17 protein-coding genes are annotated in these 16086 nt (G+C 65.9%); 10 read left to right on the forward strand and 7 right to left on the reverse strand.

Annotated features, from left to right (window positions below; genetic code table 11):
• Nucleotides 1–6: 6 nt before the first annotated feature.
• Nucleotides 7–1599, reverse strand: a complete 1593-nt coding sequence (locus V8V93_RS08250; protein WP_338669881.1) for an acetolactate synthase large subunit — start codon at nt 1597–1599, stop codon at nt 7–9.
• A gap of 290 nt (nt 1600–1889) precedes the next feature.
• Nucleotides 1890–3032, reverse strand: a complete 1143-nt coding sequence (icd, locus tag V8V93_RS08255; RefSeq protein WP_338669882.1) for an NADP-dependent isocitrate dehydrogenase — start codon at nt 3030–3032, stop codon at nt 1890–1892.
• A 160-nt stretch (nt 3033–3192) separates the two neighbouring features.
• On the opposite strand from icd, the gene V8V93_RS08260 reads away from it, so the two are divergent.
• The 3 genes from V8V93_RS08260 to V8V93_RS08270 all read left to right on the forward strand — a co-directional run bounded on the left by V8V93_RS08260 (nt 3193) and on the right by V8V93_RS08270 (nt 6166).
• The gene (locus tag V8V93_RS08260) at nt 3193–3924 is read left to right on the forward strand and encodes an SIR2 family NAD-dependent protein deacylase (protein ID WP_338669883.1); all 732 of its coding nucleotides are present in this window, start codon (nt 3193–3195) and stop codon (nt 3922–3924) included.
• 295 nt (nt 3925–4219) lie between these two features.
• The gene (locus V8V93_RS08265; protein ID WP_338669884.1) at nt 4220–5566 is read left to right on the forward strand and encodes a TrpB-like pyridoxal phosphate-dependent enzyme; all 1347 of its coding nucleotides are present in this window, start codon (nt 4220–4222) and stop codon (nt 5564–5566) included.
• A gap of 129 nt (nt 5567–5695) precedes the next feature.
• On the forward strand, nt 5696–6166 hold the full coding sequence (locus tag V8V93_RS08270) for an META domain-containing protein (RefSeq protein WP_338669885.1): 471 nt from the start codon (nt 5696–5698) through the stop codon (nt 6164–6166).
• 108 nt (nt 6167–6274) lie between these two features.
• Here the strand turns inward: V8V93_RS08270 and V8V93_RS08275 are convergent, their stop codons facing one another.
• Nucleotides 6275–7375: a glycoside hydrolase family 3 protein gene (locus V8V93_RS08275; RefSeq protein WP_338669886.1), complete on the reverse strand. Its 1101-nt coding sequence runs from the start codon at nt 7373–7375 to the stop codon at nt 6275–6277.
• 110 nt (nt 7376–7485) lie between these two features.
• On the opposite strand from V8V93_RS08275, the gene V8V93_RS08280 reads away from it, so the two are divergent.
• The 5 genes from V8V93_RS08280 to V8V93_RS08300 all read left to right on the forward strand — a co-directional run bounded on the left by V8V93_RS08280 (nt 7486) and on the right by V8V93_RS08300 (nt 11081).
• Nucleotides 7486–8511: a rhomboid family intramembrane serine protease gene (locus V8V93_RS08280; protein ID WP_338669887.1), complete on the forward strand. Its 1026-nt coding sequence runs from the start codon at nt 7486–7488 to the stop codon at nt 8509–8511.
• Between the two features lie 71 nt (nt 8512–8582).
• Nucleotides 8583–9407 (forward strand): metal ABC transporter ATP-binding protein, encoded by an 825-nt coding sequence (locus V8V93_RS08285; RefSeq protein ID WP_338669888.1) that lies wholly within the window; start codon nt 8583–8585, stop codon nt 9405–9407.
• On the forward strand, nt 9404–10207 hold the full coding sequence (locus tag V8V93_RS08290; protein ID WP_338669889.1) for a metal ABC transporter permease: 804 nt from the start codon (nt 9404–9406) through the stop codon (nt 10205–10207). Before V8V93_RS08285 ends, V8V93_RS08290 begins: the two co-directional genes overlap by 4 nt.
• A gap of 106 nt (nt 10208–10313) precedes the next feature.
• A complete protein-coding gene (locus tag V8V93_RS08295) occupies nt 10314–10520 on the forward strand; it encodes a DNA-binding protein (protein ID WP_338669890.1) in 207 nt (68 codons plus the stop codon).
• A gap of 18 nt (nt 10521–10538) precedes the next feature.
• Nucleotides 10539–11081, forward strand: coding sequence for a hypothetical protein (locus V8V93_RS08300; RefSeq protein ID WP_338669891.1), 543 nt, complete (start codon nt 10539–10541; stop codon nt 11079–11081).
• A gap of 121 nt (nt 11082–11202) precedes the next feature.
• Here V8V93_RS08300 and V8V93_RS08305 read toward each other — a convergent pair whose 3' ends face one another.
• Nucleotides 11203–11553: a zinc-ribbon domain-containing protein gene (locus V8V93_RS08305; protein ID WP_338669892.1), complete on the reverse strand. Its 351-nt coding sequence runs from the start codon at nt 11551–11553 to the stop codon at nt 11203–11205.
• Between the two features lie 113 nt (nt 11554–11666).
• On the opposite strand from V8V93_RS08305, the gene V8V93_RS08310 reads away from it, so the two are divergent.
• The gene (locus V8V93_RS08310; RefSeq protein WP_338669893.1) at nt 11667–13211 is read left to right on the forward strand and encodes a hypothetical protein; all 1545 of its coding nucleotides are present in this window, start codon (nt 11667–11669) and stop codon (nt 13209–13211) included.
• Nucleotides 13212–13259: 48 nt separating this feature from the next.
• Here V8V93_RS08310 and purU read toward each other — a convergent pair whose 3' ends face one another.
• Entirely contained in the window at nt 13260–14141 is an 882-nt protein-coding gene (gene purU, locus V8V93_RS08315; RefSeq protein ID WP_338669894.1) for a formyltetrahydrofolate deformylase, read from the reverse strand.
• 208 nt (nt 14142–14349) lie between these two features.
• Between purU and V8V93_RS08320 the strand changes: the two genes are divergently transcribed.
• Nucleotides 14350–14970, forward strand: coding sequence for a D-sedoheptulose 7-phosphate isomerase (locus V8V93_RS08320; protein WP_338669895.1), 621 nt, complete (start codon nt 14350–14352; stop codon nt 14968–14970).
• Nucleotides 14971–15051: 81 nt separating this feature from the next.
• Here the strand turns inward: V8V93_RS08320 and V8V93_RS08325 are convergent, their stop codons facing one another.
• A complete protein-coding gene (locus tag V8V93_RS08325) occupies nt 15052–15636 on the reverse strand; it encodes a DJ-1/PfpI family protein (RefSeq protein WP_338669896.1) in 585 nt (194 codons plus the stop codon).
• 43 nt (nt 15637–15679) lie between these two features.
• Nucleotides 15680–16060, reverse strand: coding sequence for a hypothetical protein (locus V8V93_RS08330; protein ID WP_338669897.1), 381 nt, complete (start codon nt 16058–16060; stop codon nt 15680–15682).
• Nucleotides 16061–16086 lie beyond the last annotated feature (26 nt).

The following is a 16086-nucleotide window of genomic DNA, read 5'->3' on the forward strand; positions in this document are numbered from 1 at the left end:
GTTGTACTAGATGACGGCCTCGATGAGCCGGGGGCCCTTGGCGCTCAGGGCGGCGCGCAGGGCTTCGGCAAAGTCCTGGGTGGTGTCGACGCTGACGGCCTCGACGCCCATGCCCTCGGCGATGCGCACCCAGTCCAGCGATGGGTCGTGCAGGTCGAGCAGGGACACGGCCTTGTCGCCTCCGGCCGCAGCCCGGACCATCTTGAGCTCCTGGTTGAGGACAGCGTAGGAGCGGTTGGCATAGAGCACGGTGACCACGTCCAGGTTCTCCCTGGCCTGGGTCCACAGGGCCTGCACGGTGTACATGGCGCTGCCGTCGCCCTCCAGGCAGACCACCTTGCGGTCGGGCGCGGCCACGGCGGCTCCGGTGGACAGGGGCAGGATGCCGCCGATGGCGCCGCCGGTCAGGGCCAGGTAGTCGTGGGGCGCGGCCGTGGCGAGCAGGTTCGCGTAGGGCAGGGTCGAGGTGATGCCCTCATCGGTGACGATGGCGTTTTCGGGCAGGAGCGCGGCCACGATGCGCAGTGCGGCCTCGGCGGTCAGCGGGCCGTCGCCGGGCAGAGAGGGCGGATCAAGCGGATACATGGCGCAGTCGGGCGAGGCGTCCACGGAGGAGGCCAGGTCGATGAGCGCGGCGTTGCCGTCCTCGCTGGGATGGGCCAGGGTCAGGATGGCGCAGTGCGGCGGGGTCAGCCAGCTCTCCTGCCCGGGATAGGCGAAGAAGGAGACCGGCGGTTCGGCTCCCACCAGCAGGAGCTGCTCGAACTCGTCGAGCCGGGCCAGGACGTCCTTGCCCCGGTAGGGCAGGCGCTCGACCACGGGCGTTCCCGCGCCGGAGCGCATGCGCGGGGTGAAGGTATCGCAGAACAGGGTGGCCCCGGTTTTGGCCGCCACGCATCCGGCGGCGTTGAGCCCCTCACCGTAGAGCACGGACCCGCGCATGAGGATGGCGGTCTTCTTGCCGTTGGTCAGGGCCTTGGCCGCGGCGTCGATGGCGTCCGGGAACACCGGAGCGGGTTTGGGGGCCTCCAGGGCGGGCGCGGGGCGCTCGGCCGGGAGCCAGGCCGTGTCCGCGGGCAGGATCAGGGTGGCGACCTGGCCCGGGGCCACGCGCGCGGCGCGGACCGCTTCGGCGGCGTCCAGGGCCACGGTGCGGGGGCTGCGCGGGCGGCGGACCCAGTGAGAGATGGCCTCGGCAAAACCCTCCACGTTGGAGGTCAGGGGCGCGTCGTAGCGGACGTGGTAGGTGGCGTGGTCGCCGACGACGTTGACCACCGGGGACTGGCCCTTGCGGGCGTTGTGCAGGTTGGCCATGCCGTTGGCGAAGCCGGGCCCGAGGTGGAGCAGGGTGCAGGCGGGCTTGCCGGTCATGCGGGCGTAGCCGTCCGCCGCGCCCGTGGCCACGCCCTCGAACAGGCAGAGCACCCCGCGCATGCCGGGGATGCGGTCCAGGGCGGAGACGAAGTGCATCTCCGAGGTGCCGGGGTTGGCGAAGCAGACTTCCACGCCGCTGGCCACCAGGGTGGCGAGCAGGCTGTCCGCGCCGTTGCACTCGGTGCACTGGCCGGTTTCACTGATTTCAGGGGTATGTTGAGGCATGATTCGACTCCTTTTTGCAGGTGTTGTGGAGTATGCGGTTCCGGGCGGGGCCGGAGGCGGGAATCCGGAGGGTCGGCGTCTCGGGGCGAGACGGGCGATCGGTGGCGGGCACGGAGCCCGGCGGGACCGGACCGTGCGGCCCGGCCGGAAAAAACAATTTCCGCCATGAACGAGGGTAGCCAAGAGAGGGGTGGGGGTCAAGCGGGGGAGCGGGAAATTCCCGGCGTCAAACGGAACGGCGGGCCGCGACGCATGGTCGCGGCCCGCCGGGAATGTTTTGGAACGGAAGGTTACAGGTTGGCCAGCAGGAGTTCGCCGAATTCCTTGCAGCCCACCTGGGTGGCGCCGTTGATCTGGGCGGCCAGGTCTACGGTGACCTTCTTGGCGGCCAGGGTCTTCTCCACCGAGGCGTGGATCAGCGCGGCGGCATCGGTCCAGCCGATGTGTTCCAGCAGCATGGCCCCGGACAGGATCAGGGAGCCGGGGTTGGCCTGGTCTTTGCCCGCGATGGTCGGGGCGGTGCCGTGGGTCGCCTCGAAAAAGGCCAGCTTCTCGCCCATGTTCACACCGGGGGCCAGGCCGAGTCCGCCCACCTGTGCGGCCAGGGCGTCGGAGATGTAGTCGCCGTTCAGGTTGGTGGTGGCGAGTACCGAGTACTGCTCGGGGTACATGAGCACGTTCTGGAACATGGCGTCGGCGATGCGGTCCTTGATGATCACGCCCTCGCCGTCCGCGCCTTCGCGCACGACCTTGCCCTGGTATTCCTCGTCCGCCAGTTCGTAGCCCCAGGCGCGGAAGCCACCTTCGGTGGTCTTCATGATGTTGCCCTTGTGGACCAGGGTCACGGACGGACGGCCCTCGGCGATGGCGAAGTCGATGGCCTTTTTGACCAGCCGCTTGGAGCCCGCCGGGGTGATGGGCTTGATGCCCACGCCCGCGGTGATGTCGATGTTCGCGCCGAGTTCGTCCACGAGAAATTCGATTAATTTCTTGGCTTCCGGGGAGCCGGACTGGTATTCAATACCGGCGTAGACGTCCTCGGTGTTCTCGCGGAAGACGACCATGTCGACCAGGTCGGGGCGCTTGACCGGGGATTCTATCCCCTTGAAATACTTGATGGGACGGATGCAGGCGTAGAGGTCGAAGACCTGACGCAGGGTGACGTTCAGGCTGCGGAAGCCCTTGCCCACCGGTGTGTTCAGCGGGCCCTTCATGGCCAGGTCTGCCTGGGCCAGGGCGTCCATGGTCGCTTTGGGCAAATGTTCGCCGGTCTCGGCGAATGCCTTCTCGCCCGCCAGCAGCTCCTGCCAGTCGAGTTGGTTGGCCTCGCCGTAGGCCATCTCCACGGCCTTGTTCAGGACGGGGCGCGCGGCGGCCCAGACTTCGGGGCCGATGCCGTCACCTTCAATGTAATAGACAGTTCTAGTAGCCAATGGGGTCCTCCTCGGGCGATCTGGTCGGGACTGTTGTAAAATGAAGTAGCGGACTATGACGTTTATTCGGCCGGATTGCAAGCGGCCCGGCGGCGGAAAACCGGGCCTGGCGCGGTTTCCGGCGGACAACATGACAATTTGACGGATGGTTGGAGATATCGTGCAGGCTGAATTGGAGATGGTCAAGGCGTTGTTGAGCGGGGACAGGCGGGTGGTCGTTCTGACCGGGGCGGGGGTGTCCGCCGAGAGTGGGGTGCCCACCTTCCGGGGCCGCGACGGGCTGTGGAAGCACCATCGGGCCGAGGACCTGGCCCGGCCCGACGCCTTCGCCGCCCACCCGGAGCTGGTCTGGGAGTTCTACAACTGGCGGCGCAAGCAGGTGGGGAACTGCTACCCCAACGCGGCCCACCTGGCCCTGGCGGCCATGGAGCGGCAGATTCCGAATTTTCTTCTGATCACCCAGAACGTGGACGGCCTGCACGTCCGCGCTGGCAGCCGCAAGGTGGTCGAGATGCATGGCTCCCTGTGGCAGGTGCGCTGCACGGTCTGCACCCACGCCCGCGAAGATTTTTCCGAGTTGCCGGCATTGCCGGACTGTCCGGTCTGCGGCCACCTGCTGCGTCCCGGCGTGGTCTGGTTCGGCGAGCCGCTCACGCCCGGCGTGCTCAAGCTGGCCATCGAGCAGATCGGCAAGACGGACGTGTTCCTGTCCGTGGGCACCTCCGGCCTGGTCCAGCCCGCCGCGTCCTTCTACCAGTTGGCCAAAGACCACGGGGCCGTGACCGTGGAGATCAACCCGGAACCGACCCCGAACACCGGGTTCATGGACTTCGCCCTGCACGGCCCGGCCGGGGAGATCCTGCCCGAGCTGGCCGCCGGGCTGGCCGAGTAGGATTCCTTGACATTGCGGGCTGTTCCCGAGTAATCAACACACCTATGCAAACACCCATATCATACAACCATTTTTGTGGACGCGGGTGGCGTAACGTCAAGCGGCCCGATTCCTAGACGCGCGCTGAAGCGATCCGCCGCCGGTCCCGGTGGCGGCGTGCTTGCGCGCGCGTTTGGACATCGGAAAGCCGCTGGTTCGTCGCCAGCGGTTTTTTTTCGTCAACGCGCACCGGATCGGGGAGCCGGGAAGCTTCACCCGATCCGGCCTACAACGCGCAACCGTTCGGAGGAACACCATGTCTGTGAAGAAGATCTTTCTACCCCAGGACCAGATGCCCACCCAGTGGTACAATCCCATGCCGGATTTACCCACGCCCATGGCCCCGCCGCTCAACCCGGAGACCATGGAGCCGCTCACCCCGGACATGCTCTCCCCGATCTTCCCCGATTCACTCATCGCCCAGGAGATGAGCACGGACCGGTTCATCGACATCCCCCAGGAGGTCCAGGACGTCTACAAGATCTGGCGCCCCTCGCCCCTGGTTCGCGCCGACCGGCTGGAAAAGGCCATCGGGGCCAAGTGCAAGATATTCTACAAGGACGAGTCCGTGTCCCCGGCGGGCTCGCACAAGCCGAACACCTCGGTGCCCCAGGCGTACTACAACAAGATCGAGGGCGTGACGCGGCTGGCCACCGAGACCGGCGCGGGCCAGTGGGGCACGGCCCTGTCGTTCGCCTGCGCCCAGTACGGCATGGAGTGCGTGGTCTACATGGTCAAGGTCTCCTACGAGCAGAAGCCGTACCGCAAGATGATCATCAACACCTACGGCGGGACCATCTATCCCTCGCCCTCGGACCAGACCCGCACGGGCCGCGAGATGCTGGCCAGGGACCCGGACTGCAAAGGGTCGCTGGGGCTGGCCATCTCCGAGGCCGTGGAGGACGCGGCCACCCATGACGACACCAAGTACGCGCTCGGCTCGGTGCTCAACCACGTGCTCATCCACCAGACCATCACCGGCCTGGAGGTTCAGAAGCAGCTCGAGATGATCGGCGAAAAGGCCACCCACCTGGTGGGCTGCGTGGGCGGCGGCTCCAACTTCGGCGGACTGGTCCTGCCGTTCCTGCCGCAGAAGCTCGACGGCGATCCGGTGAAGTTCATCGCGGTGGAGCCCAAGGCGTGTCCGACCCTGACGCGCGGCGAGTACCGCTACGACTTCGGCGACATGGCTCGGTTGACCCCGCTGGTCAAGATGCACACGCTGGGCCACGACTTCATGCCCGCACCCATCCACGCGGGCGGCCTGCGCTACCACGGCGACGCGCCCATCGTCTGCAACATCGTCAACGAGGGGCTGTGCGACCCGGTGGCCTACTTCCAGACCGACTGCTTCGAGGCGGCCAAGCTGTTCATGCAGACCGAGGGCTTTTTGCCCGCTCCCGAGACCTCCCACGCCATCAAGGGGGCCATCGAGGCGGCCAAGACCGCCGGACCGGACGACGTCATCGTCTTCCTGTACTCGGGCCACGGCATGCTCGACCTAGCCTCGTACGATGCCTTCAACCAAGGGCTGCTGACCAACTTCGAGCTGCCCCAGCGCGACATCGAGGAAGCGCTCAAGGCCTGCCCGGTCGTGAAGTAGCGGTCCGCGATTCCGCGAAATCCCGCCCCCGGCCCGGACCTCCGCGCCGGGGGTTTCCGTGTCTCCTTGCAACAGGGCCGGGCCCCTGTTAATCATGGTCCCCGTAGTCATTGATCAAGGAGACGAATCATGTCGACCCTATGGAAGAGAATGTGTTGTGCGGCGCTGCTTTTGGCCGCCCTGGCGAGTCTCGGCGCGTGCGGAAGCCATGAAGCCCCGGTCCTGAACGAGAACGCCCTCCGCCAGTCCCTGGTCGGCAAGACCTGGACCCTGCGCACGATCGTGTCCCGGGATTTCGACGACGATCCGGCGCTGACCATAAAGTTCAACGCCGACGGCACGGTGGAGGGATTCGGCGGGTGCAACGCCTTCACGGGCACCTATACCCTGAAGGACGATTACCTCGAGTTCGGCCCGCTGGCCGCCACGCACAAGTCCTGCAGCCCGGTCGCGGACGAGCGGGAGTACACCTACCTGACCTACCTGGCCACGGTCCGCCGTCTGGATACCCAGACCGGACCGGACGAACTCGTCCTGCTGACCGAGAACCAGAGCGAACTCAGGTTCACTTCCGGCGGATCCGGCGGCTTGTTCTGGTAGCCGCGGCCCGCGCCGGGATGCAAAAAACCGCCGGTCGCCCGCAAAGGGCGCCCGGCGGTTTCGTTTGAATCGGTTGGCCGCGCGCAAGTAGGCAGCCTCCGGCCTCTTCTAGCCGAGCGATGCCTTCAAACGCATGATCCGCTCGTAGGACCGCTCGATGCGTGCCACGGGGATAATCCCGTCGTCCACCAGGGAGCGGACGGTCGCGTGGACCTTTTCGACGATGTGCTCGTCATAGGCGAGGTTGTTGCCGAACAGGAGGATGTCGGCCCCCGCCTCGATGGCGCGGCGGATGGCCTCCCGGCGTCCGTACTCGTCGGCGATGGCCCCCATGTTCATGTCGTCGGTGACGACCACGCCCCGGAAGCCGAGCTTGCCGCGCAGCAGGCCGGTGATGACTTTTTTCGACAGGGTGGCCGGATAGTCCGGGTCGAGGTGCGCGTTGAAGATGTGGGCGGTCATGATCATGTCCACCCGGCCGCTCTTGATCAGCTCCCGGTAGGGGCTCAGCTCGGCCTCGGACCAGGTGTCGGTCACGTCGGTCAGCCCTTTGTGGGAGTCGGTCCCGGCCGACCCGTGCCCCGGAAAGTGCTTGAGGCAGGAGAGCACCCCTGCCCGGTGCAGCTCGCCCATGAAGACGGCGGCGCACCGGGCCACCTGCTCGGGGTCGCTGGAGAAGCTGCGGCCCAGCCGCCCGATGGCCGGGCTGTCCGGGGCGACGTTCACGTCCACCACCGGGGCGAAGTCGAGGTTGAAGCCCACGGACGACAGGGTGGAGCCGACCATGAACCCGGCCGTGCGGACCTTGAATTCGCCGCCCGCGCAGAGGTCGGCCGCGGACGGGGTCTCGTGGAAGCCGTACGCCTTCTTGAGCCGCTGGACCTTGCCGCCCTCCTGATCCACGGCCATGAACAGGGGGATGTCCGCGTTGGCCTTGAGATCGCGGATGAGTTTTTTGACCTGGTCCTTGGTCTGGATGTTGCGGCGGCCGGAGCCCCAGAACATGTCGTAGTCGAAGAGGATGATCCCGCCCAGGTGGCGCTCGCGGATGTCGCGGACGATGATCGAGTCCTTGTCCACGGAGAAGCCCCGGAACCCGGCCAGGATCATCTGGCCGATCATGGTGTCCAGGTCGGCGGCGCGGGCGGGCGTCGGGGAGGGGAGCAGGCAGAGGGCCAGCAGGAGCAGGACGGCAAGACGGATGCGCATGGAAGACTCGTTGGGTGTTGAGGGTTGCGGGATCGGGCCGGCATGGGGCGGGCGCGCGGCGCAAGGGTGAAACCGGTTTGCGGCGGGCTCGATTTGCTATACATTACGGCATGCACGCCCGAACCGTCCACCCCGGATTCTTCCGCCGCGTCCTGCGCCACGCCTGGGTCGATCTCGTCCCCCTGGTGCGCGGGCAGGCCGCCGCCCCCCTGTCCCGCCGGGAGGCCCAGCTATGGGCGCTGGTCCTGGCCTCGCGCCACGTGCCCCACCAACTGCGCCGCCTTCCGGCCGAGCGGGGCGACGGCTGGGCGGTCATGGTCCAGGAGTGGTTCGTGGACCGGGCCGTGCAGGAGATCGAACTCTATTTCGAGGAGAACCGCCCGGAACCGGCCGAGGCGGACCTGCCCGACCTGCGCCCCGTGGGCGGGCTGGAACCGACCCTGTTCGGCCTTGCCTTGCTCGTGCTTTTCTACTGGGCCTACTCCCGGACCTACCCGAGCCTGGGACTGTACCCCGACCTGTGGGTAAGGCTCGGCAGCGCGGACGCCGGGGCCATCCTGTCGGGCCAGTGGTGGCGGTTGTGCACGGCCCTGACCCTGCACGCCAACGGCCCGCATGTGGCCGGAAACGCGGTCATCGGCGGGGTCTTCATCTGGCTGGCCGCGCGGCGGCTCGGCTCGGGCACGGCCTGGCTGCTGACCATGGCCTCCGGGGTGCTCGGCAACCTGTTCAACTCCCTGGTCATGGGCATCCATCACGACGCCATCGGTTTTTCCACGGCCACCTTCGGCGCGGCCGGGGTGCTCGCCGGGATCACTCCGTTCGGCGTGGGCGGCGGGCTGCACGGGCTGGGCAGCGGCTCGTGGCTCCGGCGGTTCCTGCGCTTCACCCGCACGGCGCTCATCCCGTTCGGCGCGGGCCTCGGCCTGCTGGCCATGCTCGGCGCGGGCAACGGGGAGGGCAACACCGACCTGGGCGCGCACCTGTTCGGCTTCGCCTCCGGCCTGGGGCTGGGCGCGCTGACCGGATTGGCGGCCACCCGGCACGGCCTGCCGGGCAAGGCGGCGGACTTCAGGCTCTACGTGGCGGCCCTTCTGCTGCCGACAGCCGCCTGGGTCTGGGCGTGGCTGGCGTGATTTCCGGGCTTGTGCTAGGCTGCCTTGATCGGTAAGGAAGTCCATCCAACGCGTTTCATCAGGAGTTTCACGTGGCTGAGCCCGTTGTCGACATACAGGGTTTGAACTATTCGCCGGGCGGTCTGCCGGTGCTGGAGAACGTCGATCTGCGCATCGAGCGGGGCGACTACCTGGCCGTGCTGGGCCCCAACGGCGGGGGCAAGTCCACCCTGCTCAAGCTCATGCTCGGGCTGATACGGCCCGACAGCGGGACCATCCGCGTGCTCGGCCTGCGCCCGGGCGAGGCGGGGGGGCGCATCGGCTACCTGCCCCAGCACACCGTGGTCGGGAGTTCCTTTCCCATCACCGTGATCGAGGCGGTCTGCATGGGCACGGTCAAGCCCGGCTTCAAGGGCATGTCCGGCCGCCACTCCAGGATGGATCATGAAAAGGCGCGCATGGCCCTGAAGAAGGTGGGCATGCTCGACTATCAGGGGCGCGGCCTTGCCCGGCTGTCCGGCGGCCAGAAGCAGCGCGTGTTCATCGCCCGCGCCCTGGTGGACAACCCGGAGCTGCTCCTGCTCGACGAGCCCACGGCCAGCGTGGACTCTGCCAGCCGGATATCCTTGTTCTCCCTGCTCAACGAGCTGAACAAGGACATGACCGTGATCATGGTCAGCCACGACATCTCCTCCCTGGCCTCGGGGGTCAAGTCCGTGGCCTGCGTCAACCGGACGCTGCATTTCCACAAGGCCCCGGAGATCACCGACGACATGTTCGCCATGACCTACGGCGGGTCCGGGGACCAGTGCTGCCCGGTGGAGCTGGTCACCCACGGCCGCGTGCCGCACCGCGTGCTCGCGCCCCACGACAGCGAGGACGCGGCCCCCAAAGCGGACAAGGGCGGTGAGGCATGATGGACGTCCTCGGCTTCGATTTCATGCAGAACGCCCTGGCCGCCGGACTGTTGGCCAGCCTCATCTGCGGGATCATCGGCTCCCTGGTGGTGGTCAACCGCATCGTCTTCATCTCCGGCGGCATCGCCCATGCGTCCTACGGCGGCGTGGGCCTGGCCTTCATTCTCGGCCTGCCGGTCCTGCCCGTGACCTCGGCCTTCACCGTGTGCATGGCCCTGATCATGGCCATGGTCACCCTGCGGGCCAGGGAGCGCGTGGACACGGTCATCGGCGTCATCTGGGCCTCGGGCATGGCCCTGGGCATCATCCTGCTGGACTTCACTCCCGGCTACAACGTGGACCTGATGAGCTATCTGTTCGGCTCCATCCTGGCCGTGCCGCGCTCCGACCTGTGGCTCATGGCTGTGCTGGCCGCCATCGTCCTGGTCCTCGTTCTGGTCTTCTACCGGGGCTTCATGGTCATGAGCTTCGACGAGGAGTTCGCCCGCTCGCGCGGCGTGCCCGTCAATTTCCTGTACATCCTGCTCATCGTCATGGTCGGCCTGAGCGTGGTCATGATCATCCGGGTGGTCGGCCTCATCCTGGTCATCGCCTTGCTGACCATTCCGCCCTTCATCGCCGAGCGGCGGACCAGTTCGCTCAAGGTCATGATGGTCGTGTCCACCATCCTGTCCGCCATCTTTACAGTCACCGGGCTGATGTTCTCCTACGCGCTCGACATCACCTCGGGCGCGTCCATCATCGCCGTGGCCGCCATCGGCTTCTTTCTTTCCCTGCTTATCCCGCAGAAAACCGCCTAGCTCGTAAGGGGTTGTTTTTTCCTATGGAATGGCTTTTGCAAATTGTCGGCAGCGGGTGTACATCTTTTCCTGGCCCAAGGCCAAACAAACGGCCCGGCGCGTGACCATGGACTGCAAAGACAAACTCAAACAGGACGGATACACCCGGTACCGGGGCGCCGTGGACGCCTCGGTGTACGAGTACTTCAACTGCGACTGTTCGTGGAAGGCCCGGTGGTACCTGAAAAAGGGCCATTACCGCTGCTGCGGCTGCAAGGAGCGGTGCGAAACCCGCGATCCCGAAGGGTTCCAGCTCTTCCTCGATCTGGGATAAGGCAACCAAGGAAGGACAATGCGACGCATCCTCATCGCCCTGACCCTGGCCCTGACCCTGGCCGTCATTCCGGCCCGGGCCTCGGAGTTCCAGGACATGGACATCTGCCTTGGCAAGCAGGTCCTGGGACGCATCCTGTGCAAGGACCCCCATGAGATCAACTATGTGGCCAAGGTCAGGGACAACATCTACCTGTTCTCCGTGTTCTACGCCAAGCAGGAAGCCCGCTTCGTGGTCGGCATCTCGGACAGCAAGATCCGCGTCCAGGGCCGGGAGTTCCTCAAGCTTACCCGGACCATCCCCTACGATTTCGACAAGAACACCAAATGCGCCGTGGTCGAATACTCCTCTTCGGAATGCACCCGCACCGACCCCATCGTCTGCTGCTCCGAAAAGACCGAAGAGGACGTCAAGGAACAGAAGTTCTGGGACCGGCCCATCCCCGATCTGCTTGAGGAAGACCTCAAGAAGGCCCTTGAGGTCCTTCCCCCGGAAGGGAAGCCCGCCCAGGGCCAGCAGCCCAATGGACAGGGCGGCCAGGCCACCCCTCCCGGTCAATAGCCCCTGAGCGCAATGGAAAAGGCCTCCGCAGGAATGCGGGGGTTTTTTTATGGCTTCGACCCGCGAGGCGGCATCCAACCGTTTGGCGGAGGAGAGAGAACGGTGGGCCGGGGGAGGCCGCCTATACCCGCCGTAGCCAGAGCAGGAGGGCGATGAGGGCGACGGCGGGGTAGAGGGGCCACCATAGCCTGTAGACGATGCAGGCCGCGGCCACCCCGATGAGGATCAGGACGTAGGCCCAGGCCTCGAGCATGCGCTTGAGCGAGCGCATGAGGTCGCTCGGCACGCCATGGTGCCGGAACGGTTCGAGCGGCGTGTCGGCGGGGTCCGTCCGGCTCGGTGCGGCGCGGCGGGAGGATTGCAGCTTGTTGCCGCAGCGGGGGCAGGCCAGGGTGTCGTCGGAGTTCCTGGCTCCGCATTTGGTGCAGGTGATCACAGGCCCGTTATGGCCGCCGGAGAGGTGAAAGGTCAAGGGGAGGCGCGCCCCTTCCATCCCGGCGCGGTTGGTGATAATGCTTTTGCAGAAAAACAGGAGATGGCGTAGCATCACGCAACCATCAAGCGCCATTGAGGATAGTCGAACCCATGAGCGAAGCACCCGCCCGAGACAAAACGCGGCCGGACAAGGAAACGCGTCTTGCCGCCTATCAGAAGAAGCTCCGCGCCCTGAAGGAGCGATCTTCCCTGCGCGAGGTCACGGAGCGGGAGATGCTGCTGGCCATACTGGAGAACAACAGCCCGGCCATCAACGAGTATCCCATGCTCGAGGCGCAGCGGTGCAGCGTCATGGAACTACTCTGCGGCCGGGTGGGCCATCCGGGGTACGAATTCATCCACGAGCGGGTCGGCCGGTTCATCATTTTGCTGGCCCACTTCGAGAAGGCCGTCAAGACCGGGGACGCGGCGCGGCGCGACGAGCTGGAGGCGACCCTGCTCAACTCCGAGGCCGTGCTGGTCAAATGCGCCCAGGGCATCGTCTACGCCATGGCCCTCGTGACGGACAATTTCGAGGAGCTGGTCCTGCGTTATTTCGGCCAGCAGAGCCTGGAACAGTACAGCGCGCTCATCGAAAAGCACCAACTCGACCAGGCGTTCTGGAACGCCTTTGTAGAGGAGTTCATCGCCAACCGCGTGGAGGAGGCCCACCGGGAGATCCTGGAGGGCGAGAAGTACGAGATCGCCAAGGAGCGGACCTTCCTGGTCATCCGTTTTCTGTTCGACGACATCCTGTCCAAGCTCAATCCCACGGACCAGGCGATTTCCAAGACGCGCATCCAGAACAGCTACATAGAGGCCCGGGAGAACCCCGAGGGCAAGGAGCGGGCCAAGCTGGTCCAGGCCATGCTGGTCAAGGGGCTCAAACCCCTGGCCCAGTTCGACAGGCTGTCGCCGGGGGAACTGCTGCACGCGGCGCGCATCGCCTGCGTGGACACGGTGTCCGAGGAGTTCGAGACCCAGTACCGGGCCCGTGTGGCCGAGGCCGAGGCGGCCCGCAAGGGCGAGGCCGAAAAGAAGGACCCCGAGGAGCGGAACAAGGAACAGGCCTGGTTCAAGTTCGTGCTCGATCAACTGGTGGGGCTCGGCGTGGGCGCGTCCATCGCCTTCGGCGTGACCAGCGAGCATTTCTACAAGGCGCTGGAGACCGTGGTCCCGGACCAGATCAAGGGCATCCTGCCGTTCAAGAAGGATTTCAGCCTGCCGGTGCTCGAAAAGATTCTCTTCTTCCTGCTGGAAAACCACTTCATTCAGATCCTCAAGGAGTGCGGGCGCGAAGAGGGCGGCAAGATTCAGGTCCGCAGCGGCCGGGCCCGGCGGGTACCCGCTTCGGCCGTGAACGAGCTGCCCGGCATGTCCAAGATCCGCAAGAAGCAGTTGTTCGGCAACGATGTGACCAGGGAAGACACCCTGCTCTTCAAGCCCAAGACCGCGCAGCAACTCAGCGAGGCCATGTCCATGCTCTCGCTCGAACCCGAGTTGCAGCGGTCCCTGGCCGAGCTGTGGAAGCGGGCCGTGTTCCGGGTGGACATCATGGTCCTTATCAACCTTGAGCTGGTGGCCAGGGGAACGACCAACCTGACCGTCCGGCTGACCGAAATCCTCCAGAAATACGGCGTGCAAAAGACCGCCTGACCCGTTGCCGGGCGGCGGTCCGCATGGGTGCATTGTTTCCGGGCGCGGCTAGCGGCGGAAGACGATGGTCTTGTTGCCGTCCACGATGACGCGGTCTTCCAGGTGCCACTTCACGGCACGGGCCAGGACGTGGCGCTCGATGTCGCCGCCCAGCCTCTTCAGGTCGTCCACGGTGTGGCTGTGGGTCACGCGGATGACGTCCTGCTCGATGATCGGGCCCTCGTCCAGTTTTTCGGTGACGTAGTGGGCCGTGGCCCCGATGAGCTTGACGCCGCGTTCGTAGGCCCGGCGGTACGGGTCCGCGCCCACGAAGGCGGGCAGGAACGAGTGGTGGATATTGATGATCCGGCCCGCGTAGCGTTTGACGAAGTCCGGGGTCAGGATCTGCATGTACCGGGCGAGGACGATGAGGTCGGCCTGGCCGTCCATGAGCTCGATCATGGTGTCCTCGGCCGAGACCTTGTCGCGGAGGCTCGGTCCCACGGGCACGTGGTGAAAGGGGACGTCGAAGTTTTCGACCTCGCGCCGCAGGGTCGGGTGGTTGGAGATGACCATGGCCACCTCGGTCTCCAGGTCGCCGCGTTTGGAGCGCCAGAGCAGCTCCATGAGGGCGTGGTCCACGTGGGAGCAGAGGATAACCATCTTCTTGGGCACCCACACGGGGTTCAGGGACCAGTCCATGACAAAGCCGTCCGTGACCTCCTCGGCGAATTCGCGGCGCAGTTCGTCCAGGCCGTCCATGTCCAGGCCAGGCAGGAAGAACTCGTTGCGCATGAAGAACCGGCCGCCCTCGGGGTCGGTGGAGTGCTGATCCGAGTGGATGATGTTGGCGTTCTTGCGGTGCAGGTATCCGGAAACCGCGGCGACGATGCCGGGCTGGTCCGGGCAGGTGATCAGCAGCCTGACGGTGCTTTCCTTGGATTCGGTCATGGTCTTGGTAGCCTTGATGTATGCTGAAAGATGTTCGGTCCGGCCGGGAAACGGTCCCGCGCCGGGCGCAAGGTTGCGCTGTACCGCAAATGGCGGTCGAATAAAAGCCTTTTCCGCGCCCGCCGTCCGGTAGGGGTTGGCAAGGACGGATTTCGGCAGTATAGGCATGGCTGACTATTTTTTGACGACAACCACAAACGAGGAACGCATGTCTGAATCCGCTTTGCAGAAAGTGATGGATCACGCCTCGGCCGGACTGGCCGCGCGCAAGGCCTTCTTCGACACCAAGGCGGAACTGGTGGTCGAGATCGCCCGGGCCATGGCGGTGTGCCTGGCCGGGGGCGGCAAGGTCATGTTCTGCGGCAACGGCGGGTCCGCCGCCGACAGCCAGCATCTGGCCGCAGAATTTACCAACCGGTTCCGCATGGAGCGGCCGCCCCTGCCGGGCCTGGCCCTGACCACCGACACCTCGGCCCTGACCGCCATAGCCAACGACTACAGCTTCGACGAAGTCTTCTCCAAACAGCTCCTCGCCCTGGGAAGGCCCGGCGATATCCTGGTGGGCTTCTCCACCTCGGGCACCAGCACCAACGTCATCCGGGCCATGCGCGAGGCCAAGCGCAACGATATCGTCACCGTTGGCATGACCGGCCAGAGCGGCGCGGAGATGGCCTCCGTGTCCGACTTCCTGGTTACCGTGCCTTCGGGCGACACCGCCGTCATCCAGGAAATCCACATCGCGGCCGGGCACATGCTTTGCCACCTGGTGGACCATTTCCTGTTCGAGGCCGTGGCCGAACTGACCCCCTACCTGCCGGAATCCAGGTGATAGGCACGAACCCCTATCGACCCAAAAGCCCCCGCGACGTTTCGCAGGGGCTTTTTTACGTCCTGTAAGCTCTCACCGGAATCAGTCCCCGGTTGTCCCGGTGTGCTCTGCGGCCAGCATCTTGCGGAATGTCTCGGCCGCGTCGCGGTCAAGCCCGGCGCTCGCGAAGATGGCGGCCGCGAAGCCGACCGGGGCCGTGCCCGGCGCGGTAATCACCCGGTTGTCGGTGACCGCCTCCGGCTCCGGTCGAAAGAATTTGGAACCGGCGTAGCCCGGCGCGTGGCGGTGGAGATAGTCCGCGTCGTTGGAGGTGTGCCGGACATCGTCCAGGAGCCCGGCCCTGGCCAGGGCCAGGGTGCCGCCGCAGATGCCCGCGACGATGCCGCCCTTGGAGTGGTGGGCCAGGAGCAGGCCGTCGAGGACCGGGGCGTCGTCGGTCTCCCAGATGGTCCCGCCGATGACGGCTATCACGCCGGGCCCCCATTCCGGGATCGACTCCAACCCGTCGGGAACAGCGGCGGACAGGCCGCCCATGGAACGGATCTCGCCCGGAACGGGCGTGAAAAAACGGATATCCAGGCCGTAGAACGGCCCGCCCGCTCCGGCAATGAGGCCGTATTCCCAATCCGCGAACCCCTGCGTGAGGATGATGGCCACTTTCTGCATGTCGGAAATCCTTGCGGTGGGTTGGGGGCGTCTGCCGGCCCGGTCAGAAGTCCTCCCGCTTGATGCGGATGGTCAGCCCCTTTTCACGGAGCTTCCGGGCCAGGATGTTGGCGCGCTGGATGGAGGGAACCGTGCTGACGACCAGTTGGGCGGTGCCGTGCTCGTCCCAGACCCAGATATTCTCGGGCAGGACCAGGCCCGCCTCGCGGGTGGCGGCCAGAAGCCGCTGTCGGGCCTGTTCACGCTGGCCGAAGGATTCCTGGTCCAGCGATTCGCCGCAGGCCAGGACCCACCAGCCGCGCGGCCGCAGGTTCGGATCGGTTTCCTCGCCGAAGCTCTTGGCGGTCAGTGCGGCCTGCTTGGCCCGCACCACAGCGGTCATGCGCAGGATGCTTTCTTCCAATTGCCTGATATTATTTGGCATGTTCGTCGTTTCCCTCAAGGACGGCA

The sequence above is a fragment of the Pseudodesulfovibrio sp. 5S69 genome, assembly GCF_037094465.1.
In the GTDB taxonomy this organism is placed as follows: Bacteria; Desulfobacterota; Desulfovibrionia; order Desulfovibrionales; family Desulfovibrionaceae; genus Pseudodesulfovibrio; species Pseudodesulfovibrio methanolicus.